At 67.3% G+C, this 24,146-nt stretch carries 20 protein-coding genes; 5 read left to right on the forward strand and 15 right to left on the reverse strand.

Annotation, left to right across the window (positions count from 1 at the left end):
* The first annotated feature begins 2 nt into the window (after window positions 1–2).
* On the forward strand, window positions 3–794 hold the full coding sequence (locus G6N53_RS25880; RefSeq protein ID WP_163893924.1) for a FadR/GntR family transcriptional regulator: 792 nt from the start codon (window positions 3–5) through the stop codon (window positions 792–794).
* Here the strand turns inward: G6N53_RS25880 and G6N53_RS25885 are convergent.
* The 3 genes from G6N53_RS25885 to G6N53_RS25895 all read right to left on the reverse strand — a co-directional run bounded on the left by G6N53_RS25885 (window position 791) and on the right by G6N53_RS25895 (window position 4,782).
* A complete protein-coding gene (locus G6N53_RS25885) occupies window positions 791–2,536 on the reverse strand; it encodes a DUF3556 domain-containing protein (protein WP_163893926.1) in 1,746 nt (581 codons plus the stop codon). The two genes, G6N53_RS25880 and G6N53_RS25885, sit on opposite strands and share 4 nt — an antisense overlap.
* A gap of 102 nt (window positions 2,537–2,638) precedes the next feature.
* Window positions 2,639–3,160 (reverse strand): DoxX family protein, encoded by a 522-nt coding sequence (locus tag G6N53_RS25890; RefSeq protein ID WP_163893928.1) that lies wholly within the window; start codon window positions 3,158–3,160, stop codon window positions 2,639–2,641.
* A 182-nt stretch (window positions 3,161–3,342) separates the two neighbouring features.
* On the reverse strand, window positions 3,343–4,782 hold the full coding sequence (locus G6N53_RS25895) for a carotenoid oxygenase family protein (protein ID WP_205390464.1): 1,440 nt from the start codon (window positions 4,780–4,782) through the stop codon (window positions 3,343–3,345).
* 250 nt (window positions 4,783–5,032) lie between these two features.
* Between G6N53_RS25895 and putP the strand changes: the two genes are divergently transcribed.
* A complete protein-coding gene (putP, locus tag G6N53_RS25900; protein ID WP_163893930.1) occupies window positions 5,033–6,553 on the forward strand; it encodes a sodium/proline symporter PutP in 1,521 nt (506 codons plus the stop codon).
* A gap of 56 nt (window positions 6,554–6,609) precedes the next feature.
* The gene (locus G6N53_RS25905; protein ID WP_371870864.1) at window positions 6,610–7,272 is read left to right on the forward strand and encodes a TetR/AcrR family transcriptional regulator; all 663 of its coding nucleotides are present in this window, start codon (window positions 6,610–6,612) and stop codon (window positions 7,270–7,272) included.
* Here G6N53_RS25905 and G6N53_RS25910 read toward each other — a convergent pair.
* The 12 genes from G6N53_RS25910 to G6N53_RS25965 form a co-directional block, all read right to left on the reverse strand.
* Window positions 7,263–8,528 (reverse strand): WS/DGAT domain-containing protein, encoded by a 1,266-nt coding sequence (locus tag G6N53_RS25910; protein WP_163893934.1) that lies wholly within the window; start codon window positions 8,526–8,528, stop codon window positions 7,263–7,265. The genes G6N53_RS25905 and G6N53_RS25910 overlap by 10 nt on opposite strands.
* A gap of 20 nt (window positions 8,529–8,548) precedes the next feature.
* A complete protein-coding gene (locus G6N53_RS29945) occupies window positions 8,549–9,292 on the reverse strand; it encodes an Rv1363c family protein (RefSeq protein WP_205390465.1) in 744 nt (247 codons plus the stop codon).
* Window positions 9,289–9,978, reverse strand: coding sequence for an Rv1363c family protein (locus tag G6N53_RS25920; protein ID WP_163893936.1), 690 nt, complete (start codon window positions 9,976–9,978; stop codon window positions 9,289–9,291). The genes G6N53_RS29945 and G6N53_RS25920 overlap by 4 nt, the downstream gene beginning before the upstream one ends.
* Window positions 9,942–11,402: an MCE family protein gene (locus G6N53_RS25925; protein WP_163893938.1), complete on the reverse strand. Its 1,461-nt coding sequence runs from the start codon at window positions 11,400–11,402 to the stop codon at window positions 9,942–9,944. Before G6N53_RS25925 ends, G6N53_RS25920 begins: the two co-directional genes overlap by 37 nt.
* Before the next feature lies 1 nt (window position 11,403).
* Window positions 11,404–12,561, reverse strand: coding sequence for an MCE family protein (locus tag G6N53_RS25930; protein ID WP_163893940.1), 1,158 nt, complete (start codon window positions 12,559–12,561; stop codon window positions 11,404–11,406).
* The gene (locus G6N53_RS25935; RefSeq protein ID WP_163893942.1) at window positions 12,558–13,871 is read right to left on the reverse strand and encodes an MCE family protein; all 1,314 of its coding nucleotides are present in this window, start codon (window positions 13,869–13,871) and stop codon (window positions 12,558–12,560) included. The genes G6N53_RS25930 and G6N53_RS25935 overlap by 4 nt, the downstream gene beginning before the upstream one ends.
* Window positions 13,868–15,220 carry an MCE family protein gene (locus G6N53_RS25940; protein ID WP_163893944.1) on the reverse strand — a complete coding sequence of 451 codons (1,353 nt, stop codon included), beginning with the start codon at window positions 15,218–15,220 and terminating at the stop codon, window positions 13,868–13,870. The genes G6N53_RS25935 and G6N53_RS25940 overlap by 4 nt, the downstream gene beginning before the upstream one ends.
* Complete coding sequence (locus G6N53_RS25945) at window positions 15,217–16,248, reverse strand: virulence factor Mce family protein (protein WP_163893946.1); 1,032 nt, start codon at window positions 16,246–16,248, stop codon at window positions 15,217–15,219. The genes G6N53_RS25940 and G6N53_RS25945 overlap by 4 nt, the downstream gene beginning before the upstream one ends.
* A gap of 30 nt (window positions 16,249–16,278) precedes the next feature.
* Complete coding sequence (locus G6N53_RS25950; protein ID WP_163893948.1) at window positions 16,279–17,742, reverse strand: MCE family protein; 1,464 nt, start codon at window positions 17,740–17,742, stop codon at window positions 16,279–16,281.
* Window positions 17,743–17,745: 3 nt separating this feature from the next.
* Complete coding sequence (locus G6N53_RS25955) at window positions 17,746–18,600, reverse strand: ABC transporter permease (RefSeq protein WP_163893950.1); 855 nt, start codon at window positions 18,598–18,600, stop codon at window positions 17,746–17,748.
* Window positions 18,597–19,364: an MlaE family ABC transporter permease gene (locus G6N53_RS25960; protein ID WP_163893952.1), complete on the reverse strand. Its 768-nt coding sequence runs from the start codon at window positions 19,362–19,364 to the stop codon at window positions 18,597–18,599. Before G6N53_RS25960 ends, G6N53_RS25955 begins: the two co-directional genes overlap by 4 nt.
* 234 nt (window positions 19,365–19,598) lie before the next feature.
* Window positions 19,599–20,204 carry a TetR/AcrR family transcriptional regulator gene (locus G6N53_RS25965; protein ID WP_237166647.1) on the reverse strand — a complete coding sequence of 202 codons (606 nt, stop codon included), beginning with the start codon at window positions 20,202–20,204 and terminating at the stop codon, window positions 19,599–19,601.
* 97 nt (window positions 20,205–20,301) lie between these two features.
* Here G6N53_RS25965 and G6N53_RS25970 point away from each other — a divergent pair, with 97 nt between their 5' ends.
* Both G6N53_RS25970 and G6N53_RS25975 read left to right on the forward strand, forming a co-directional pair.
* Complete coding sequence (locus G6N53_RS25970) at window positions 20,302–21,186, forward strand: alpha/beta fold hydrolase (protein WP_163893955.1); 885 nt, start codon at window positions 20,302–20,304, stop codon at window positions 21,184–21,186.
* Window positions 21,183–24,146, forward strand: coding sequence for an aminotransferase (locus tag G6N53_RS25975; protein WP_163893957.1), 2,964 nt, complete (start codon window positions 21,183–21,185; stop codon window positions 24,144–24,146). The genes G6N53_RS25970 and G6N53_RS25975 overlap by 4 nt, the downstream gene beginning before the upstream one ends.

The raw sequence follows: 24,146 nt of genomic DNA on the forward strand, positions 1-24,146 counted from the left end.
TCGTGACGCGTAGCACCAGGCTGGCGCCGATGATCGGGCCGGACGCCACAAGTGCCGGCTCGGCGGTCCGGTCGCCGAAGACAGCCGAACTCGTCGCCGGCACCCTGCGCCGCATGGTGGTCGACGGCACGCTCACCGACGGCGACTTCCTGCCCAACGAGGCGGAGCTGATGGCGCACTTCGGCGTCAGCAGGCCGACGCTGCGCGAGGCGGTGCGCGTGCTGGAGTCCGAGCGCCTCGTCGAGGTGCGGCGCGGCTCCCGAACCGGGGCGCGGGTGCGGGTGCCCGGACCGGAGATCGTGGCCCGGCCCGCCGGCCTGTTGCTGGAGTTGTCCGGAGCGACGATCGCCGACCTGCTGACCGCGAAGTCCGGCATCGAGCCGATGGCCGCCCGACTGCTCGCGCAGGCCGGCCCCACCGAGGCGTTCGACGAACTCGAGCAGATGCTGGAGGCGCTGATCGCCGACGGCTGGCAATCCGGCCGGCTGGCCGAGACCACCGGGGCGTTTCACCTGCGGGTGGTGCAGCTGTCCGGCAACGCGACGCTGAGCATCGTCGCCGGGATGCTGCACGAGATCACGGTCCGGCACACGGCGTTCGTGTTCAAGGAGCGCCGCCCGGTCTCGAAGGCCGACTACGACAAGCTGGTGCGGTCCTACCGCAAGCTCATGCAGTACCTGCGGGCCGGCGATGCCGAAGGCGCCGAGGCGCATTGGCGCAGGCACCTGGACACGTCGCGGGAGCTGTTGCTGGCCGGCCTGGAAAGTGTGCCGATCCGCGATGTGATGGGCTAACCGGGAGCGTCCGCACCGTCTTTGCGCCAGGTGACGGTGACCGGCACGGTGTCGTCCCACGGCTGTCGGGTGACCATGTCGGCGACCTGCACGAAGCCACGTTCGAACTCACCGGTGGCCGCATCCACGAGCCGGTACTCCTGGCGCTGCCTGTGGATCGGCTGGGCATCGAGCAACATCACCCTGACCTCGCCGGGCTCGAAGCGACAGCGCTTCTGCAGCGCGGCGATCAACTGCTCGTTGTGCATGTGCCCGTCGCCGAAGTTCCAGCCGATGGCGGTGCTGCAGACCCGTTCACCGTCGGTCAGCACGTAGTCGGCTTCGTCGCCCCCGGCCATGACGCGGTGCGCCAGCGTGAACATCGCGCGGCCATGGGTGTTGAACGACCGGAACGCATACCCCATGTACTGGTACATCTCCGCGGTTTCCTTGCTGCCGTAGAACTTCTCCATCTGCGCGGCAGGCATGGCGGCGATCGCGACGATGCCGTTCTCGATCTTGGCTGCAGCCGACGGCTTGATGCACCACAGCGAGGTGTCCCAGTTGCCCGCGTAGTACCGCATGCCGGGCAGGAAGGAGACCTTGCGGGGGAACAGGTTTCCCAACGCGACGGTGCCGGCGACGACCGCGAACAGCACGATCGGCCACGGGCTCTGCAGGTCGCCGAGCCCCACCGAGGCATGCCCGACGAACAGCGCGAGCACGCTGAACATCATGAACACGTTCCACTCCAGCGGCACCCCCATCGGGATCGCCGACAGGATGCCGAAGTGGAAGCAGATCATCACGAACGCCGCGATGGCCGTGACCCAGCCGCCGTGGCTGAAGAACAGCACCAGCGGGATCAGCATCTCGATCGCGGTGCTGAAGTGGGCGAGCCATCGGGACGCCCGTCCCGGCCGGAGATCGTCGGGGAAATGCTCGAAGAAGCTGCGTTTGATCCAGCGGGGGCGGATCACCGGGTTGTTGCTCATCATCGTCGAGATGACGAACGGGAAATGCTTGTTGAGCTTGGAGGTCGCCGCACCGATCCAGATGACCAGGCAGACCAGCTTCGCGGCGATGACGATGTCGGCCCCGCTGAACAGGAAGCACACCGCCAGCGCGCCGTACACCTCCCCGCGGGCAGCCAGGAAGATCACCTTGTCGCGCAGTCCGGCCACGGCGAGCAGGCCGAGGATCGTCGCGGTCTGCCACACCGGCAGCACCCCGACCTCGCTGCCGAGCTCCGGGATGGGCCCGGTGCCGTCAGAGAAAAGAGCGACCACCAGCATCACCAGCAGCGCGGCGTAGAGCAGCACGTCGAACGGCGTCCTGGAGTCGCCGCTGGTCAGCGGAACCCGGCCCGGCCACGGTGGCAGCCGGATGGTCTTGGGCCGCAACCAGTACAGGATCGAACCCATCGGCGGGAAGAAGCGGTTGTTGAGGGGCCCGAACCCGCAGCCCAACCCGACGACCTCGAACAGCATCGTGAAGAACACGACCTTCTGGTAGACGATCGGCTCGGCATACCAGGAGCCGACGTCGGTGAAGCCGTCGATCCCGTCGGTGCTCAGCACGATCAGCCACGCGGCGAGGACATACAGCGCGATCTTGAAGACGTAGAACAGGTGCATCACGACTGGCGTGCCGAACCCCACTTCGGCCCAGTGGCGGGCCATCGGGATGATCCGCTCTGCGCGGGTTCCCTTGCTCCACTGCGCATAGTCGACCACGGGTGCGTCCTGCTTGAGAAAACCCATGCCGGTCAGACTAGAACGTGTTCCAGTTCGCCCTGGCGCGATTGTGCCGTTTCATCCGCGAAACGCTGTGGGCGCCGGATCAGACTGCACATTCGCGCGGGGTTACCCCCCAGTCTTGGCCGGCGGCCGGTAGAAGATCACCAGCTGCCCGATGCCGCCGGCGAGGCCGAGCGCCACGGCGATGACCAGGCCCCACCACCCGTGCAGCAGGTCATAGAAGCCGGTACCGGAGAGCAGCAGGTAGTCGAGGCTGAGCTTGCCGGCGCCGAGGGTCGCGACGGCGACTGCCGCCACGGCGAGCACCAGGTTGTACTCCCAGCCCTCTTTGACGATGAAGAAGCCGTTGGGCCGGTGCACGGTCCACGCCGCGACCAGCATCAGCGCGACGAAGCCCGCCGCCGGGATCGGGGTGAGCAGACCGACCGCCAGACCCAGACCTGCCGCCATCTCCGTGCCTGCGGCGATCCGCGCATGGAACATGCCCGGCTTCATGCCCATACTGTCGAACCAGCCCGCCGTGCCCTTCAGCCCACCCTTGCCGAAGAACTTGTTGTAGCCGTGCGCAGCCATGGTCAGGCCGAGAACAACTCGCAGGATCAGGAGTCCGACGTCGTAGGCAGTCATGCAAATGAATCTAGGGCTTGCCGGCGGGCAGGAGCGCAGCGACCCGGGAAAGCGGCGTTGTCACGTCGACGCCCACCCCCGTCCACGCCGGCTGAAGGTAAACGAGCCGCGAGCGTACGCATTCTGCTGAGAACCGGCCGAGATTCATCACCAACCGTACGTTCGGCGCGCGGGCGACCCACCTATCCCGTGGGCACCCAATTGCCGTGGAAACCCGCAGGGACACGATGAGGCAGTTTGACGACGGCGACATCGCACAGCGTGTGGGCGTCGAGGATCACCAGTTCGCTGCGGTCGGTCGACCGGTCGTACACGTACCCCATCAGCACCCCGTCATCCTCGGCGGCATGCTCGGACGAGGGCGCGAAGACGAACTCACCCAACGCTTTTCCCTTGCCGAAGCCACGTTGTGCGGAGTTGCCGCCGACCAGGTCGTGTTTGAGCAGCACATCGGCGCCGTCGGTGCCTTCGCCGACGGTGGGTGCATAGCCGTACCGGTGCCGCTTGCCGACCAGCCGCTCGTCGACGCGCGGGAATTCCTGCGCCCGGTCGTCGATGCGCGATTCGCGGACCTTGCCGTCCGCGAGGTCAACGGTCCACCGGTCCAGCGTCGGCGGCCCGTCATTGGGGCCGAGATGGTCGGTGTCGAACATCTTCGGATGACGCACGACGTCACAGACGACCGTGTCACCGTCGTCGTGGGCGTTCATCGGATGGAAGACGTAGCACGGTTCGACGTCGAACCAGCGCACGTCGGCATTTGTGCCCTCGCGCGGCATCACGCCTATCCGCGCCGGGTACCTCGGGTTCCACGAATACGGGAAGCGACGGTCGGTGGCGCGGCCGGCCGGGCGGCGAGCCGCGACGGGGTCGGGGACACGCACCCGGCCGATCACTGCGGACAACAACAGTCGAGCGGGCAGCCGCAGCGCGCGGGGCACGCCCATGGTCGCCGCCTGGGCGACATCAAAGGTGACCGGAAGGTCGTAGAACACCACATGGCGCTCGGTCAACGAGAAGTCGTGCATCATCGGGCTGCCGGTGACCTCGATGTCCACCGTGCGCCGCGCCCGGCCGTCGGTGCCGATCACCGAGTACTGCACGGTGTTGCCCCGCAGCATGCTGTAGGACACCGCGTGCAGTTCCCCGGTGTCGGGATCCCGCTTGGGGTGTGCGGTGTAGCCGCCGGTGAGCGTCCCGTCGAAGTCGCACACCCCGACGGTGTCGAGTTCGTCGGTCAGCTCGTAGTTCGCGACCCCGGATTCGATCAGCGCGAGCGTCTTGCCGGCGTGTCCGATCACGTTGGTGTTGGCCCCCACCCCGGAGATCGGGAACCGCCCTTGCGGCGCCGGTTCACCGAGTGCGCCCGCGGCGAGCGGGCCGCGGACCCACCGGTTGCGGTACCACTCGGCCCTGCCGTCACGGATGCGGATCCCGTGGACCATCCCGTCGCCGACGAACCAGTGGTAGAGGTCGGGATCGATCTCGCCGACGGGGTTCGGACCGTTCCGCAGATAACGACCGTCGAGGTGGTCCGGGATCGTGCCGGTCACCTCGAGGTCTGTGAGCGTGAATTCTTCCGACAGTGGCGCGAAGGCGCCCTCGAGATAGCGATTCACCATCGCCCGACCTCTCTCCATAACGGCGTTATAGACCCTCCCTGTATAACAGCGTTATCAAGCGAGGGCAACGGTGGCGCGAGCACGCGCCCGCCCTGCCGACATGACAGCGTGCGGACTTTCCTTTGTCCGGCCGGACAAGACTGGGCGACATTTCTGGTCCGATGCACCAAATGATTCACATCCCTTTCCGGCTTTACTGAGATCTACCTCACGTGGCCGACGCACTTCCCCAAGGGAACAGGACACCGCAATGACCGACTCGACGTACCAGATCCTGGCCATCGGGCTGTACTTCGCCGCGATGATCGCGATCGGGTATTACGCCTACCGCCAGACCAGTGACCTGGACGACTACATGCTCGGCGGGCGCAGACTCCATCCCGGTGTCGCGGCGCTGTCTGCAGGGGCCTCGGACATGTCCGGTTGGCTGCTGCTCGGTGTGCCGGGTGCAATCTACGCAGCGGGACTCGGGGAGTCGTGGATCGTCATCGGCCTGGTGGTCGGCGCGTACCTGAACTGGCGCTTTATCGCCCCCCGGCTGCGGGCCTATACCTATATCGCCAACAACTCGATCACCGTGCCGAGCTTCTTCGAGAACAGGCTGCGTGACCATTCGCATGTTCTGCGGATCGCCGCCGGCGTGATCATCCTGGTGTTCTTCACCTTCTACGTGTCGTCCGGCATGGTTGCCGGAGGGGTGTTCTTCGAGACCACATTCGGCTCGTCGTATCTGTTCGGAATGCTGCTCGTAGCCGGAATCACGTTGAGCTACACCCTGTTCGGAGGATTCCTCGGCGCCACCCTCACCGACGTCGCGCAGGGGCTGTTGATGCTCGCCACCCTCATCGCGGTACCCGTGGTCACGATCATCGCCGTTGGCGGCCCGGGTGAGGTGGTCAACGCGATCCAGGCCGCAGACACCGCGCACAACCTCGCCGACCCCGGCGATGAGATCCACCGCACCTCGCTGTTCTACGGCGGCAGCGTCATGGCCGTCCTTTCCGCAGCCGCCTGGGGGCTCGGCTACTTCGGCCAGCCCCACATCATCGTCCGGTTCATGGCACTTCGGTCCCCGGCGGACGCAAAAGCCGGTCGTCGCATCGGCATCAGCTGGATGGTGCTCAGCTCCCTGGGCGCCATCGCCACCGGATTCGCAGGTCTGGCGTACTTCTTCAACCGCGGTGAAACACTCGACAATCCCGAGACCGTGTTCCTTGCGCTGGCCCAGATCATGTTCCACCCGTTCATCGCCGGGATCGTGCTCGCGGCGGTGCTCGCGGCCGTCATGTCGACGATCTCCTCGCAGCTGATCGTCTGCTCGTCGGCTCTCGTCGAGGACATCTACCGCGCTTTCGGCAAGCAAACCAGCGCAACAAGATTGGTCAACTACGGCCGGCTCGGTGTGCTCACGGTCGCGGTGGTGGCGATCGTCCTCGCGCTGAACCCGGACGGGACGATTCTCGATCTGGTCGGTTTCGCCTGGGCCGGCTTCGGTGCGGCGTTCGGCCCGCTGATCATCTTGTCGCTGTTCTGGCGCAGGCTGACCTCCGCGGGTGCGATCGCCGGCATGATCACCGGCGCCGTGGTGGTCGGCATCTGGGGCCAAACCGACGCCCTGGCCAGCGCGATGTACGAGATCGTTCCCGGCTTCATCGCCTGTGCGGTCGTTGCGGTCGTGGTCTCGCTGGTGACCACACGGCAGAACGACGACATCGAACGGGAGTTCACCGAGATGGACGCGGCAGTCCGCGAACCGGCTGCCGTGAGCTGATCCGCGCAGCGCGGGACCGGCCGTCCCGATAACAGCGTCATGGTTACATGACAGCCGTGACCGAACCACGGGACTCCTTGGTCGAGGCGGGGGTGCGCATTCTCGAGCGCGACGGATTACCCGCGCTCAGCGCGCGCAACGTGGCCTCCGAGACCGGCACCTCGACGATGGCGGTCTACACGCACTTCGGTGGGATGACCGGCCTGATCGACGCCATCGCCGTCGAGGTGTTCGCGCGGTTCACCCGGACGCTGACCGAGGTGCCCGAGACCGACGACCCGGTGGCGGACTTCCTCGCGATGGGCCTGGCATACCACCGGTTCGCCCTCACTCACCCGGCGCGCTACCAGCTGATGTTCGGCACGTCCGCCCCGCCGTCGGTCGCGGTCCACCGGGCAGATCTGACCGTCGCCGGCAGCGCGACCAACCGCGCCGAATGGGCCAACTCGTTCGGGGCACTGCACAACGCCGTGCACCGGATGATGGCCGCGGGCCGGATCCGCGATGACGACGAACTCGCCGTGGCCGGCCGGTTGTGGAGTATCAACCACGGCGCAGTGCTGCTCGAGATGGCCGGCTTCTTCGGCCACGTTGGACACGGATTGATCCAGATCCTCGGCCCGCTGATCATCGACACGCTGGTGGGCATGGGTGACGACCGCGAGGCGGCGACCCGGTCGATGGACAAGGTCATGGCCGCGCAGGCCGGTCAAACCTGATCTCGCAGTGCGTGTTCTAGTCTCTGCAGGTATGCGTCGACGTCGCCGATCGCCGACTCCGCTGCGTGCACACTCACCGCAATCGTGTCGCCGATCCCGTGCACGCCGTGGGTCACCCCCATCATCGGTGACAGGCCCGGACACCCCGCGGTCAGCAGCACCGGCGCGCCGCCGAACCGAAGGTCCTTGGCGCCGCGGTTGACGCTTGAGACCACGGTGTTGCCGGCCACTGTGGGTGACCGCACGTCGGGGTCGAACTGCCGGACGCCCCAACGAAGTACCGGCGCCGGGACCGAGGCGAATGCGGCGTTTTCGGCGCGCATCGCCGGGTGGGCGGCCCGGCGGCGCCGCTGCCGCAGGTCGGCGACGATCCGGCGGATTCGCAGCCCGACCTCCTCGTCGGGGTAGAGCCCGACGCCGACATTTCCGAAGTGGTTGTGCGCCAGCCGCGGACCTGTTTTGGCCATCGGTACTTCCGCGCCGAGCAGCGACGGGTCATCCCCCAGTTCACGCAGGTGCCCGGCCAGAGCCGTCGACACCGCCGACAGCACGCCGACCGTCACCGTCGGGCCAGCCAGGACAGCGGGCGCGCAGAATACGGTACGCATCTGGCGGGACCCGGACGGGCGGGTATTGCTACGCAGTACGGGCACCGGAACCGCTTGGGAGGGAACCAGTCCCGCCGCGGTGTCGCGGACCAGTCTGCGGTGTGCGCGCGCCGCCGAGAACGCGCGCACCGGAAGCCCCGCCGCGGTGTACGGCGACCCCACCGCGTCCGGCCCCCGGCCCGGCCGGCCGAACAGGTGGCCCGCCAGTGCCGACGACCGGACACCGTCGGCCAGCGCGTGACAGATCTGAAGCACCGCCACCGTGCCCCGCCGTGCGCCGGGCATTCCCTCGATGTCACCGAAGACGTGCAGTCGCCAAGTCATCGTTCGCGGATCGAGTTGCTGGTCGACCAACGCCGTCACAGCGACGAGGCAGGCCTCCCAGGTGCGTTCGGCCAGTTCATGCACCACGAACTGGTCCGGCCCCACCTCGCGCGACGCCCACGTCGGGTAGTGCCAGGACCGGTCGTCGCAGATGCGCAGTCCCAGTTCCGCGCAGCCCTGCACCCTTTCGCGGATCTCCCGCACCGCTCGGTCCACCCCGCCCGAATCTGCGCCGAAGCCGTACAGCAGGAACTGGTCGTTCGGGATTGTGGCCGACATCCAGTACGTCTGCGCGTCGACCGGGGCGAGGCGGCGGACCGTCATGACTCCCAGGGCGCCGGCTGCTACACCGGGTCGAAACTCGAGATCAGCCAGCGGTCGTCGACCTTCTCCAGCGTCACCCGCACACTCGACGCGGTGTCGGTGGGGGCGTCCTGCCCGACGATCACCGTCTGGTTGACGAACACCAGCACCACGGCTTCGTTCGGTGTCGCCGAGACCGAGGCCGCCGCGGGAACCGACGCCACCGCCGAGATCTGCTGTTCTTTGGCGCCGGGGATCACCACGTCGTTCGTCAGTGAGGTGTAGGAGTCGCGGAACTCTCCGGTGAGCAGATCCCGTGCGGCCCCGAGTTGTTCCTCCACGGTGTCGGGTGCGTACGACAGCAGCGCGATCGTGGTGTCCCTGGCGGCCTGGACCGAAGTCACGGCCGCCACCTCGCTGTTGCGGATCGAGTTGTCCCGCCACTTGAGGTACCCGGCGCCGAGCGCAAGCACCAGCACCAATGCCGGCAGCAGCGCGTACGCGACGACACGCGTCCACTGGACGCCACGCTTGGGCGCCTCGGGTGCAGCCGCGGCGTCTGCCGGGCCGTCGGGGTACTCGGCATCGGCCTCGTCCGATTTCTCCGCGTCGTTCTCCGCGTCGTTCTCGGCGTCGTTCTCGGCGCCGGAGGCGGTCACCTCGGTGGTGGTCTCGGTGTCATCGGCGGCCGCGGAGCCGGCCGTCACATCCTCATCGGTCTTGGCATCCACAGCAGTGTCGTCCTCTACGGTCGTGGTCGCCTTCTCGGTCTTGTCTGTGCTCACGGTACGAACTCCACGTTGGACACCTTGGCTTCGTCGCCGACCTGCTCCACCAGCAGTCGCATCCGCCATGCCCGCGGTTCCTGTTCGGGTGCGCCGGCGTTGGTCGTCTGCACCGTCACGGCGACGAGAACCTGCGCCTCGCTCTCGCTCGACGACTCCAGACCCGCCTCGGCGATGGTGCCTTCCGACTTCGACTGCGCCTGCTTGACCACCTCTACGAAGGGCTGTGCGCGCTGCTGGAAGTCGTCGTAGAAGGTGCCCGTCGCCGAGTCGAGGATGCGCTGGACGTCGGCTTCGGCGTTCTCGTGGTTGATCGTGGTGAGGTTCAGCGCACCTTGGCGTCCCACCTGGAGGAACAGGTTGCGTTGCGCCTCGGCCTGACTCGACTCGTACGCCCGGTATCCCAGCCAGCCCGTCAGACCTGCCAGCGCCACCACACCGGCGATGCCCGCGATCAGCGCCATCTTGACGTGCGACATCGGGCGGCGGGCGGGAGCCACCTCGCCATCGTCTTCAACAAGGTCATCGAAGTCGTCGGCCTCGTCGGCTTCAACAACGTCGTCGGTGCCCGTCGTCTCTTCCTCGGTCGCGGCCGGTTCGACCGCCTCCGACTCCGGATCCACGGCGCCGGACTTCCGGCCCGCCTTCGTCAGTTCCCCTTCGGGGGCAGCAGCATCGTCTGCCATGTTTGCTCCTCTGCGGCACTCCGGGCCAGGTTGGACTGTGTGTAGACACGTCCGTCCGGTCCAACGTACGTGCCGCTCGCCGGATCATATTCGGCGGCTGCCAATGCAGGCGGCGCCGGAGCCGGAGGCGGGAGCGCTTCTGCAGGTGGTGAGCCTGGCGGCAACTGGGGGACGGCCTGCCCGGAGATCGTGGCGTTCGGGTCGCCCTTCCAGTTGTATCCGTCGTTCAACGGCACGTAGTTCTCATCGCTTTCGCACATCTTCGCTGTGGGCGCGCGTTTGCCCGGCACCGTGACACACGGGATGTTGCGGGCACCGCGGACGTTGAACGGCCCGTCCTGCGGGACGCGGCAGTACACGTCTCCCGCCGGCCGGTCCGGATAGTCCTCGAACGTCGGCGCCCGCTGCTGCTGAAGCGGCAGGAAGCCGGTGTTGCACGGCGGCGGGATGTTCAGGTTGAGATTCAAGGTGAGGTAGTCACCCATGTAGTCCTGCTTGGTCCCGGTCTTGGCCACACCTACCCCCTGGGTGACCGCGGTGCCCTGCGGAAGCAGCACCAGCAGTTGCTCGAGATTGGGCTGGTAGGTGACGGCGACCTCGCCGACGCTGGCCAGGTTGGCAAGCACGATCGGCAGCGTGGGTTGCAGCTGGTCGAACAGCGCCCGCACCTCTTCGGCCGCGCCGGGACCCTTGTTGAGGATCCCCGAGACCGCGCCGTCCTGGCTCTGCAGCTGGCCGGTGACATTCGCCAGGTTCGACGCCCACGCCTGGATGGAACCCGACGTGTCGGTCTGGGAGTCCAGTACCGGCTGGACGTCGTCGATCACCGTCGTCAACGAGTCCAGGTTCGCCCGGGCGTCTATCGCCAGAGTCGCGGAACCGCTGACCAGCCGGCGCAGTTCGGGACCGAGCCCGCCGACCGCGAGGTACGCCTCGTCGACCACCGTCCGCAGGTTTTCCTGTGGGATGGCCTGCAGTCCGGTGTTGGTGAGTTCCAGCACGGTGTTCACGTCGACGGGCACCACCGCGCGGTCCCGCGGGATGACGTCGCCGTTGCGCAGCTCGGGGCCGTCGCTGCTCTGTGGCAGCAGCTCCACGAACAGCTCACCGACCGCTGACCGGCTGTGCACTTCGGCCACCAGATCGGCAGGGATCTCGACGTTCGAGTTCAGCGAAAGCTGCGCCGCCACACCGGTGTCGGTCAGCCCGACGCTGTCGACGATGCCCACGTGCGAGCCCCGGTAGGTGACGTTGCTGCGCTCGTAGAGCCCGCCGGTCTCGGGCAGCTCGAGGGTCACTTTGTACTGGCCGATGCCCAGCAACGCCGGCAGCCGGATGTATCCGAAGACCATGATCCCCAGCGCCAGCAGGGCGATCACGGAGAAGATCGCCAGCTGGACCACCATCTGTCTTGTCACGCGCATGTCATGGCCCTTGATCCCAGCGGTACGGCACGAGCAACGGGTTGCCGCCGGGTGGCGGGACGTGGTGGTTGCACGGGCTGGGCATCTGTCCCACCGTGCGACCCCACTGCAACTCCAGCCACGTCAGATTGCACTCCCACCGGGTGCCGGTGAAGAAGCCGGCGTCGATCCGACTCAGCGTCAGGTCGACGATCAGCGACAAGTTGGCGTAGTCGCCGCGCAGCCAGTTGGTCAGCGTCTCCTTCGGGAAGGGGAACGTCGGCAGGAAGCTCAGCGACCGCGTCAGCGCCGGCCCCGCATCGGCCAGCGACTGCAGCACCGGGCCGAGGTCCCTGAGCTCCTGCACAAGTGCTTCCCTGGTCTGATTCACCGAGTCCGCTGCCAGCGCGCTGAACCTGCCGAGCTGGACCAGCGTCTCGGAGAGCATGTCGCGTTGGTCGCGCAGCACCGCCAGCGCATCGGGGATGGTCCGTAGCGCCTCGTCCACGACCGGCTTCTGCTCGGCGATCTGGCCGACCAGGCTGTTGAGGCTCTCCGACGTGGTGATGATGTCGTTCTTCTGATCGTCGAGGTGCCCGACCGCGATGTCGAGTTGCTCGATCAGGCTGCGCAGATCGTTCTCACGACCGGTGAAGGCGATGCTGAGCGCCTCGGTGATGTCCTGGATGTTGCCCAGACCGCCACCGTTGAGCAGCAACGCGACCGCGGCCAGCGCCTGCTCGGTGGTGGGGAACGCACCCGCGTTCTCGAGCGGGATCAGCGAGCCCGCTTGGAGCCGGCCCTGCGGCGGCTCGTCAGCCGGTGCCGACAACTCGATGTGCTGAGAGCCCAGCAGGCTGGTCTGGCCGATCTTGGCCGTTGCGTTGGCCGGCAACACCACATCGCCGTCGAGCGTCATCGTCACCAACGCGTTCCAGCCCTGGCGTTCGATCTCGGTGACCGTGCCGACGTTGACATCACCGACGCGAACCCGGGAGTTCTGTTCGACGTTGTCGACGTCGGGCATCTGCGCCTGGATGGTGAACGAGCCAGGACCGCCGCCTTCGGTCCCCGGCAGCGGGATCGAGTTCAGGCCGCGCCAACCGCATCCGGACGCCACCAACGCCACGGAGAGCAGCGCGACGCCCATCCCGGTATGCACCCGCGAGGCCGGTCTCATGAACCGGCTCCCGTCGGGACCATCATCCCGTGTAGTCCGTCCGTCGGATTCGTCGGCGCGGGCATCTCAGCGGCCAACGGCGGCGCATCGGCGGGCACCGCAGCGGGCGGTGGCACCGGTGCCGGCGCTGCTGGACCAGGCGGCGGGATGTAGTCCGGACGCAGCCAATCCTCGCTGTAGGTCAGCTCATTGGGTCGTGTGCTGGCACCGACGAGCTGGTTGAGGCCCAACGGCGGGAAGTTGTACTGCCGGTTCTTCATGATCGGCGCGAGGTACTGCACGCACAGCTTGGCCGACTCTTCCGCGCCCAGCCTCGACGCGGCCTGCACTGCACCGCAGAGGAACTGGATCGGGTTGGCGAAGTTGTTGACCGCCAGTACAGCACTCGCGCCGCCCTGTGCGGGCTGCCAGATGTTCACATAGTTCTGGAACGTGTTGGGCGCGCTGTGCAGGAACTGCGTGAGGTCGTCCAGGCTCTCGTTGAGCGCCGTGGTGACACCCGCCAGCTTCTCCGATGTGGTGCCCAGCGCATCGCGGTTGTCGGCGACGAAGGACTGCACCTCACCGACCACAGCGTCGAGGTCCCGGACTGCACTGGCCACTTCGCCGGGGTCGTCGGCGAGCAGCCCGGTCACCGACGCCAGGTTCTGGTTGAGCTGCCGCATCAGGTTCGTGCTGTCCTGCAGCGCCGACACCAGGATCGCCAGGTTCTTGATGGTGGAGAAGATGTCGGTGCTCTTGTCGCCGAGCGCCGTGATCGCCTGCGACAGCTTGATCACCGTCTGGCGGATGTTGGCGCCCTGACCGCGCAGGTTGTCGGCGGTGGTGTTGATCACCGACCCCAGCGGGCTGACGCCCCCGGGCTCGGTCGGCTGCAACGTCTCGCTGAGCCGCTCCAGCTGTCTGCGCACCTGGTCCCACTCGACCGGCACCGCGGTCCGCTCCAGAGGAATCACCGTGTTGTCGGTCATCACCGGGCCGCCGGTGTAGGCGGGCGTCAGCTGGATGGCACGCGAGGTCACCAGCGCCGGCGACAGGATCGCGGCGCTGGCATCGGCGGGGACGTCGTAACGGCTGTCGTACCAGAACGTGATCTTCACCCGCTCGGGTTCGGGTTCGATCGCGGTGATGCTGCCGACAGGCACCCCGAGGATCCGGACGTCGTCGCCCTCATAGATGCCGTTGCTGTTGTCGAAGTACGCCTCGACGTTGATCCTGTTCACCTTGTCGGTGGTGCGCACCAGGATGGCGACTCCGGCCACCAGCAACAGCACCAGAACGGCGGCAACCCAGGTCCGGGTGTTCCTCATGGTGTCCCCCCTGCCAGCGGAGGCGCCTCACCCGGGGCCGGGATGTAGACGGGATTCGGCGTCGGGACCGGTGTGGACCCCTGTCCGTGCGGTGCGGGCGCGGGCGGCCCCGGCGGCGGTCCACCGGGCGGCGGAGCGGGCGGCGGCTCGCGGTACGGGTAGCAACCGGTGGGGCCCGGCAGCGGCAATCCCGGTGGGCCGCAACCTTGATCGCCGGGATTACCGGTGATCGCATCCGGGATCGTCATCCGGGGTTCGCCGCCCTGGCCGGTCCGCGGGAACGGCACCGGCATCGCGGGCGTGCCCGGCTGTCCGACCTGCGGGTCGCTGCGCTGTGATGGCAGCAGCACGTTCGGGTCCAGCCCCAGATCGGAGAAGGCCACGTCGATGAACGGCTGCAGGAACTGGCCGGGCAGCAGGTTGGAGATGTAGTTCTTGAAGAACGGACCCGAAGAGACCGACTCCCCCAGCGACAGGGAGTACTGGTTCAGCAGGTTCAGCGACTTCTGCAGCCGTTCCTTGCGGTTGTCCAGGATCGTCAGCACCCCGTTGAGCTTGTCGAGCGCGGGCCGCATGGTTTCCCGGTTCTCACCGATGAAGCCCTGCAGTTGACCGCTGAGCGAGGAGATGCTGCCGGAGATCTGATCCAGGGCCGCACTCTGGGTCTGCAGTTCGGCCAGCAGCGCGTTCGTGTTGGCGACCAGGCTGACCACCTGGTCGCTGCGTCCGGCCAGCACCGTGGTGGCCTTGTTCGCGTTGCCGAGCAGGTTGCGCAACTCGGCGTCACGCTCGTTGAGGGTGTCGGAGAACCGGGCCACACCCTCGACCGCGATCCGCAACTGCGGTGGCGTGTCGGCAAACGTCGCCGAGAGCACCCGCAGCGACTCGGAGAGCTGATCGGTGTCGAGCCCGCTGATGGTGGTCGCCAACTCACCGAGGGCATCGGGCAGTTGGTAGGGCGAGGTGGTGCGGTCGAGGGGGATGGTGCTGTCCTGCCGGCCGTCACCGCGCGCGACGACCTCGAGGATCTTGGTCCCCAGCAGCCCCTTGGTCTTGATCGCCGCCTCGGTCCGGTCGCCGAGTCGGATGTCCTTGTCCACCGTGAACGTCACTAGAACCTGCGGTCCGTCCAACTCGATGGACTTGACCTGGCCGACCTTGAAGCCCGAAACCTGCACGGCCGCATCGGTGGTCAGGCCACCGGCCTCGGCGAAGTTCGCGGTGTACTCACGGCCCTGCTCGATGAACGGCAACTTGTCGTAGTTCGTCGCCCCGAGCACGATGGCCGCCGTGGCCCCGAGACCGACGGCGCCGATGACGAACTGATTTCGCTCACTGAATGGCTTCATCGCGGTGCGCACCTCCCCGTCTCCTGGCCGGCCACCTTGACATACACCGGTTGTCCGCCCTTGCCGTTGAGCTTGAGCACGATGTCACACAGATAGAAGCTGAAGAAGTCACCGTAGATGCCCTGCCGCGCCAGGGCCTGGTAGGCGTCCGGCAGCGTGTTGATCACGTTGTCGAAGTAGTCGGCATCGGCCACGACGATGCCGGCGGTGCGATCGGTCTCCTGGACCACCTTTTGCAGCGGCGGTCGAGCCTCGGCCAGCAGATCGGTGATGCTGCCCGCAGCGGCGTTGGTGTAGGCCAACCCGCTGCTGATCTCCTCGCCGCGGGATTCGAGCGCCTCCACCAGTTCCGAGAGCGAGCTGACCGCCTTGCCGAACTGATCGCTCTGATCCCCGAGCGAACCGAGCACCGAGTTCAGGTTGAGGATGACCTCGCCGATCAACTGGTCGCGGTCGGCCAGCGTGCTCGTCAGTGCGGCGGTCTGCGCCAGGAACGAGTTGATGGTGCCACCCTGACCCTGCAGGGCGGTGATCAGCTGACCGGACAGCGCATTGATCTGGTCGGGATCCAGCGCCTGGAACAGCGGCCGGAAGCCGCCGATCAGTGCATCGAGGTCCAACGCCGGTGAGGTCCGGGCCAGCGGGATGGTGTCCCCGGCGTTGAGCTTCTGCGTCCCGCCGGCGCCTTCCTCCAGAGCCAGATAGCGGCCGCCGATCAGATCGTCGTACCGGATGACCGCCCTGCTGCCCTCGGTGAGCACCACCGAGTCGTCGGCGGTGAACTCGACGAGCGCGGTGGTGTCGGGCTGGATCTCCACCTTGTCGACCTTGCCGACCTCGACCCCGGCGATCCGGACGAAATCGTTGGTCTCCAGGCCGGTGACATTCAGGAACTCGGCCCGGTACCGGTTGGTCTCCTCACCGAAGCGCATCTGGCCGAACACCGCGAACAGACCGAACACACCGAGCAGGCACACAGCGAGGAACACCCCGAGACGCACTGCGTCTCCACGGATCTTCGCTGTCATCGGTTACCTCTCATGTGGTCGGGACTGTGTTCACGGGCTCGGGACGGCCGGGACCGGTGGCGGGACGTACGGGTACGGAACCGCCGTGGGCTGCATGACCGCCGGGTTCGGAACGTAGAACGGTTCAGAACCGGGGCGCGGGCCGGGTTCGCGGGGGGCTCCCGGCGGAGGCGCCGGCGGCAGCCCGGGCCACAGCGGCGTGCCGTCGGGCGCGTACAGCTGCGCACCGTAGGCCGGGGCGCCGGGGTACGGAATCGGTCCGATCGCGGGCCCGCCGAACAGGTTGCGGATGCTCGGCGGTTCCGGCACGGCGCGGGTCACCGGCAGATAGTTGGCGTAGGTGGGGAAGGCGATGCCCGGGTTGGGACGCCAGTCCAGGCCGGTGCCGAAGCCGGTGTTGGTGACGAGATTGCGCACCGGCCAGTTCTTCGAGACGTCCGGCAGCGAGCCGCAGCCGGGCTTGCCACCCGGGCCGCCCTTGGCGCCGATGATCGGCAGGTGTTGGGGGTAGTGGTAGGGGTCGTCACCCAACGCCAACCCGGCGTCGAGCACCAGCGAGCGGCCGTTGCCGCCGGGGCTCTCGTAGCCGCCGTTGTCGAGGAGGTGCTTGGCGCCCAGCAGCAGGCAGGTGTAGGAGGGGTTGTACTTGTAGAGCAGGTTCGTGGTCGGTTCCAGCACGTTGATGGCCTTGATCAGGTTCGCCTGGCTGGGCGCGAGCAGGCCGATGCCGCTGTTCGACAGCCCGAGGGTGCTCAGCAGCAACGCATCGAGCTGGTCGGACTGGTTGACCACGGTGGCGCTGGTGGTGCTGGCCGCGTTGAGCGTCGCGAGGATGTCCTGGGCCGCAGCGCTGTACGTCTCGTTGAAGGCGTTCAGCGCCCGCAGGTCGGCGGTGATCGTCTCGTTGCGCGGGTTCAGCGCGAGCAGCACCTCGTTGGCGTCGGTGGTGGCCTGACCGATCCGCTCACCCTGCCCGCGGACACCGTCGGCCAGGGCCGACAGCGTGCTGTTGAGCTTGGCCGCGTCGACCTGATCGAGAACCGCGACGAGGTTCTGGAACACGGTGTTGACCTCGGTGGTCACATTGCGTGACTCCATCACCTGGCCCGCTTCGAGCCGCTGACTGCTCGGGTTCTCGGGGAACACCAGATCGACGAACTTGGCCCCGAAGATCGTCGTCGCCCTGATCTGCGCCTCGACGTTGGACGGGATGTACTGCAGCTGGTTCGGATCGATCTCGAGTCGCAGCGCGACCGGCGGGTTCGTCTGGCCGGTCACCCCGATCTCGGAGACCCGGCCCACCTGCACACCGCGCAGTTTGACCTTGGCGTTGGTCTCCATCACCAGACCCGCCCGGTCAGAGGTCAACGTCACCGGGATGGTGGACCGCAGCGTTCCGGTGAACAGCGCATATGTCAGCCACACGGCGCCGGCGAGAACCGTGACCAGGATGAGCGTCCACCATCCCGGCTTCAGGCCTTCGTCGTCTTCCATCCCTCAGCCCGCCAGATTGAAGTTGCCGGATTGCCCGTACACCGCCAGCGAGATCATCACCAGCACGAACGCGGACACGATCAGAGACGTCCGGACCGCGCGGCCGACGGCTTCGCCGACCCCGGCGGGTCCGCCACGCGCGGTGAAACCGTAGTAGGTGTGCACCAGCATGATCACCACGGCCAGCGCCACGCACTGGATCATCGACCAGAACAGGTCTGTCGGGTTCAGGAAGGTCCGGAAGTAGTGGTCGTAGACACCGGTCGACTGTCCGTAGAGGACCGTCGTCCCGAATCGCGCCGCCCAGAACGAGGCCAGCACGCCGATGCAGTACAGCGGGATCACCACGAGCAGACCGGCCACCACCCGGGTCGACGCCAGGTAGGCGACGCTGCGGATGCCCATCACCTCGAGCGCGTCGATCTCCTCGTTGATCCGCATCGCACCCAGCTGTGCGGTGGCTCCGGCGCCGATGGTCGCCGACAACGCCACCGCCGTGGTGGCCGGTGCGATCAGCCGCACGTTGAAGAACGCCGAGGCGAAGCCGGTCAGCGCTTCCACACCGATCTCCGCGAAGTCGGTGTAGCCCTGCACCGCAACCAGCGCTCCGGTGGTCACGGTGAGGAAACCGACGATCGCGACGGTGCCGCCGATGACGATCAACGCACCTGAACCCAAACCCATCTGGGCGATCAGCCGCATGAGTTCGATCCGGTAGTTCGTGAAGACCATGTGGATCGAACGCAGCGTGCGGCCGTAGAACTTGGCCTGCACGCCGACCTGGTTCCACGGACCGGCCACGGAGCGGTACCGGGCCTTGAGCCACGGGAACTGAGAATGGGGCCGCGATACCGTCACATCGTCACCTTCACGGCGACGGCGGTGGCGACGATGTTGATCGCGAACAGCGCCATGAACGTGAACACCACGGTCTCGTTGACCGCGTTGCCGACACCGGCCGGGCCACCTCCCACCGAAATGCCCTTGTAGCAGGCGATCAGGCCGGCCGACAGCCCGAACAGGGCGGCTTTGACCAGAGCGATGAACACGTCTGTGGAACCGATGATGAGCGTCAGACCGGAAGCGAACGCACCCGGGGAGACGTTCTGGATGTACACGGTGAAGAAGAAGGCGCCGGCCAGCCCGACCAGGATGACCGTGGCCGAAAGCGCCAACGACACCAACATGGCGGCCAGGACCCGTGGGACCACAAGTGCCTGAATGGGATTGATGCCCATCACGCGCAGCGCGTCCAACTCCTCACGGATGGTCCGGGCCCCCAGGTCGGCGCACATGGCCGTCGCGCCCGCACCCGCCACCACCAGCACCGTGACGATCGGACCGATCTGCCGGACAGTGCCCAGCGCGGCACCGGTTCCCGAGAAGTCGGCGGCCCCGAACTCCTTCAGCAGGATGTTGAAGGTGAAGGTCAGCAGCACGGTGTAGGGAATGGTCAACATCAGCGTCGGCAGGATCGACACCCGCGCGACGAACCAGGATTGAGAAATGAACTCGCGCCACGCAAAAGGCGGCTTGACCATCGCCACGAACGTGTCGAGCGCCATCGAGAAGAACCCGCCGACCGCGCGGACGGGTTTGGCGACCACACTGGAAGCGACCATCTAGCAGGTCCTCCCTCGTGTACACATCACCGCCATCGGCCGCTACCTCTCCAACGAAGTCCAGGCCCGGTCAGTGCGGCTGAGGTTACACATGACTGGACGCCGGAGAACCGTATATCAACAAAAATTGACGCGGCAACAGGAGAGCACGACAACAGCCCCTGACCCGGTTGTGGCCCGGCTCCGACCGATCTGCAGCTCAGCGCGGCGGCCCCGGCGCGCCGCATCGGGCCACTACCCCGGCGGGACGGCGCCGACCGCACGCAGCGCGAAGTCCAGCACCCGCGCCTGGGCCTGTTTGAGTCGCTGCAGATCGTCGGCGGGCTGGGCGGCCATCATCCGGCTGACCACCGCGCTGATCGCCGGGGCGTCGAATTCCGGCACCGTGGACGGAAAGGACCCGTCGGCGCGCCCCCTGCCGAGGATCTCCACCAGGGACCGCTCCCGGCCGGCATGGGAACGCTCGCGGGTCTCGCGGTACCCCTTGGCCATCCGGACCTCGTCGGAGTCGACGACCGTCAGCTGCATCCGCTGCCGTGGATCGACCAGCACGTCGAACATCTCACCGATCCACGCCGCGAGCTGGTTGGCGGGGGTGCCGACGGCCTCCTCGGCGATGCGGTCCACCCGCCCGGCCACCGCATCACACTCCTCCTGCAGCAAAGCCAGGAACAGTTCGTCCTTCGAGTTGAAGTGCCGGTAGAAGGCGCGGGTCGACACTTCGGCTTCCCGCAGGATCGCTGAAACCGGGATCGGGGCGGCGTGCGGCTCCGACAGACAGCGATAGGCAGCGTCGATGATGCGCCGGCGATCGCCGCCGGGGTCGGAGGATTTCGGCACGAGCGTCAATTCTAGGGATCGGTGCGCTCCGGACCCGGGAAAGCCACAAATCCCGCGGTCGGTAACGTGATGCCCGGGGCAAGCCGAGAGGACGCCTGTGAGCATTGACCACAGCGAGCCGAGGACCGTGACGTTTCGCGGCGACGACGACCTCACCCTGGTCGCCGACGAATGGAACAACCCGGACGCGGAGGCGCCGTCAGGGGTCGAATTCGACCCGTCCCGCCCGTCGATCCTGATGTTGCACGGCGGCGGCCAGAACCGCTTCTCCTGGAAGAAGACCGGGCAGATCCTGGCCGAGCGGGGACTGCACGTCGTCGCGATGGACAGCAGGGGTCACGGCGACAGCGACCGCTCACCGGAGGCCAGGTACACGGTGGATGCGCTGTGCGCGGACACCTTGCGAGTGATCGAGCAGATGGGTCGGCCGGTGGTTCTGATCGGCGCCAGCATGGGAGGACTCACCGGTATCCAGGCTGCGCACGAAGCCGGGCCCGCCAGCGTCCAGCGACTGATCCTGGTCGACGTGGTGCCCCGCTACGAAAAGGACGGCAGCGCACGCATCCGGGATTTCATGTTCAGCCACGTGCACGGCTTCGGATCGTTGGAGGAGGCCGCCGACGCGGTGTCCGCGTATCTGCCGCACCGCACCAAACCGCGCAGTCCCGAAGGGCTGAAGAAGAATCTGCGCCATCGCAACGGGCGCTGGTATTGGCACTGGGATCCGGCGTTTTTGACCAAGCCGCAGGAGGATCCGTTCGTGCGGGTCGAGTCGCTCGAACAGGCCGCGATCGAGTTGGCCATCCCGATACTGCTGATCCGGGGCAAGCTCTCCGACGTGGTCAGCGAGGAGGCGGTCCACGATTTCCTGGACAAGGTGCCGCATGCGGAGTTCGCGGAGTTGTCCGGGGCGGGCCACACGGCGGCCGGCGATGACAACGACGCGTTCTCCGGCGTCGTCGCGCAGTTCGTATTGCGGTGAGTACCGGTTCCACCGCGGGCTTCGACTTCTTTGAGCAGAATGAACTGCCTGCGCCCCGGGTGAACGAGTCGCAGGCACAGCACATCCTGTCCACGCACTACGGTGTGGCCGCGCATGTCGTGTCGCTGGGCAGCCAGCAGGACAGGAATTTCATGGTCACCGGCGACGACGGCGCGGTGCTCGGCGTGCTCAAGGTGGCCAACACCGCGTTCACCCCGGTCGAGTTGGCGGCCCAGGACGCCGCGGCACAACTGATCGCCGAGGCCGAACCAGGCCTTCGTGTCGCAGTTCCCCTGAACAACAGCGCGGGCGAGAAGTGCACAACGGTCCCGGGTTCGGCCGGGGAGCCGATGCATGTCCGGCTGCTGCGTCACCTTCCCGGCGGAACGCTGTCGGAGTCGGGACACCTCAGCGCGGCGGCTGTCGCCGGCCTCGGCGACATCTCCGGCCGGGTGAGCCGGGCGCTGAAGGCCTTCACCCATCCCGGTCTGGATCGAAAGCTGCAGTGGGACTTGCGCTTCGGCCTGGCGGTCGTCGAGAAGCTGAGTTCCCACGTCCGTGACCCCGCATTGCGCTCAAGGCTCGAGACCATCGCCCGCGATGCATGGTCACGGATCTCGCCGCTGGACGCTGCGCTCCCCCGTCAGGCGGCGCACATCGACCTGACCGACGCCAATGTCGTGGTGACCCGCGAGGCCGGCGGGGTGCGTCCCGACGGGGTCATCGACTTCGGCGACCTGTGCCACACCTGGGCGGTGTCCGAACTCGCGATCACCGCATCCTCGGTGCTGGGACATGCTGGTGCGCAGCTCTCCTCGGTGCTGCCGGCGATCCGGGCCTTCCACGCCGTCCGGCCGCTGTCGGCAGCGGAGGCGCAGGTTCTGTGGCCCCTGCTGGTGCTGCGGACAGCCGTGCTGATAGTCAGCGGCGCCCAGCAAGCCGCTTTGGATCCCGACAACGACTACCTCACCGAACAGTCCGACGCCGAGCTGCAGATGTTCGAACTGGCGGCATCGATACCGCTGGACGTGATGACCGCGGTGGTCATGGCCGATCTGGGTCTGGCCGGGGCTCCAGCGCCGGTGGTGGCACAGGCGCCGCTCGTCGCCGTGGATCCGGCCGCGGTGGTGACCCTGGATCTGTCCACCACCTCGGAGCTCTACGACGGCACGTTCGACGCCGCACTGCCCGGTGACGTGGCGGCCCGGGCGGCGGCCGCTGCGCTGCAGCGTGGTGCCGCGCTTGTCGTCACCCGCTTCGCCGAGGCCCGACTCGGCCAGGCACCGCTGTTGAGCCAGGACGCCCCCGCCGTCGTCGCCACCGGCATCAGCGTGTGGTCGGCGACCGGCACCGACGTCACCGCCCCGTGGGACGGTCAGGTCACCGAGGACACCGAGGACACCGGGGACACCGGGGACACCGCCAGCCAAGTCACGTTGCGTGGCAACGATCTCGAGCTGACCGTGACCGGGGTGGCCGGAACCGCCCGCGGCGCGGTGCACGCCGGACAGCGGCTGGCTCGGGTGGGTGCGAACGAGCGCGTCGAGGTGAGCGTGCGCGCGGCGGGTGCGCCCTTGCTGCCGCCGTTCACCGAAACGGACCTGGCACCGGGCTGGCTCGCTTTCGCCCGCGACCCCCGCCCGCTGCTCGGACTGGCGCCGGAAGACACCAGCAGGATGCCGGCTGATCTGCTGTCCCGCCGGGACGCGAGTTTCGCGCCCGTGCAGGAGTTCTACTACCGCACCCCGCCGCAGATCGAACGCGGCCGTCGCCATTTCCTGATGTCGACCGCGGGCCGCAGCTACCTCGACATGGTGAACAACGTCACCGTGCTGGGTCACGCACATCCCCGGGTGGCCGACGCGGCATCTCGGCAACTGCGCAGGCTCAACACGAACTCTCGATTCAACTACGAGGCCATCGTCGAGTTCAGCGAGCGGCTGGCCTCGCTGCTGCCCGCCCCGCTGGACACGGTATTCCTGGTCAACTCCGGTTCGGAGGCCAGCGATCTGGCGATCCGACTGGCGACCGCCGCCACCGGGCGACGCGACGTGGTCGCGGTGCGCGAGGCCTATCACGGCTGGACCTACGGCACCGATGCGGTGTCGACCTCGACCGCCGACAACCCGAACGCCCTTGCCACCCGGCCGGCTTGGGTACACACAGTGGAGTCCCCGAACAGCTTCCGGGGCAAGTACCGCGGTCCCGACGTGTTCCGCTACGCCGAAGAGGCGGTCGCCCGTATCGACGACATGAGCGCAGCCGGTCGCGCCCCTGCCGCGTTCATCTGCGAGAGCGTCTACGGCAACGCCGGAGGAATGGCACTTCCGCCCGGCTATCTGCGCCAGGTGTATGCCGCGGTACGCGACCACGGCGGTCTGGCGATCTCGGACGAGGTGCAGGTGGGTTACGGGCGGCTGGGTGAGTGGTTCTGGGGCTTCCAGCAGCAGCAGGCGGTGCCCGACATCGTGTCGATCGCCAAGTCGGTGGGCAACGGCTATCCGCTGGGGGCGGTGATCACCAGCAGGGTGGTGGCCGAGAGGTTCTCGTCGCAGGGCTACTTCTTCTCCTCCACCGGCGGCAGCCCGCTGTCGTGTGCCATCGGCGTGACGGTGCTCGACGTGCTACGCGATGAGGGGTTGCAGCAGAACGCGGTTCATGTGGGCGGGCATCTCAAGGCTCGGCTGGAGGCGTTGCGCGACAGGCATCCGATCATCGGGACGGTGCACGGTTTCGGCCTGTACCTGGGCGTCGAGATGGTGCGTGACACGGCCACCCTGGAGCCGGCATCCGAGGAGACCGTGGCCATCTGCGAGCGAATGCTCGAACTCGGGGTGATCATCCAGCCCACCGGCGACCACACGAACATCTTGAAGACGAAGCCGCCACTGTGCATCGACACCGCGGCGGCCGACTTCTACGTCGACACCCTGGACCGGGTGCTCACCGAAGGGTGGTGA

Origin of the sequence: Mycolicibacterium hippocampi (assembly GCF_010723735.1) — a bacterium.
Taxonomy (GTDB): Bacteria; Actinomycetota; Actinomycetes; order Mycobacteriales; family Mycobacteriaceae; genus Mycobacterium; species Mycobacterium hippocampi.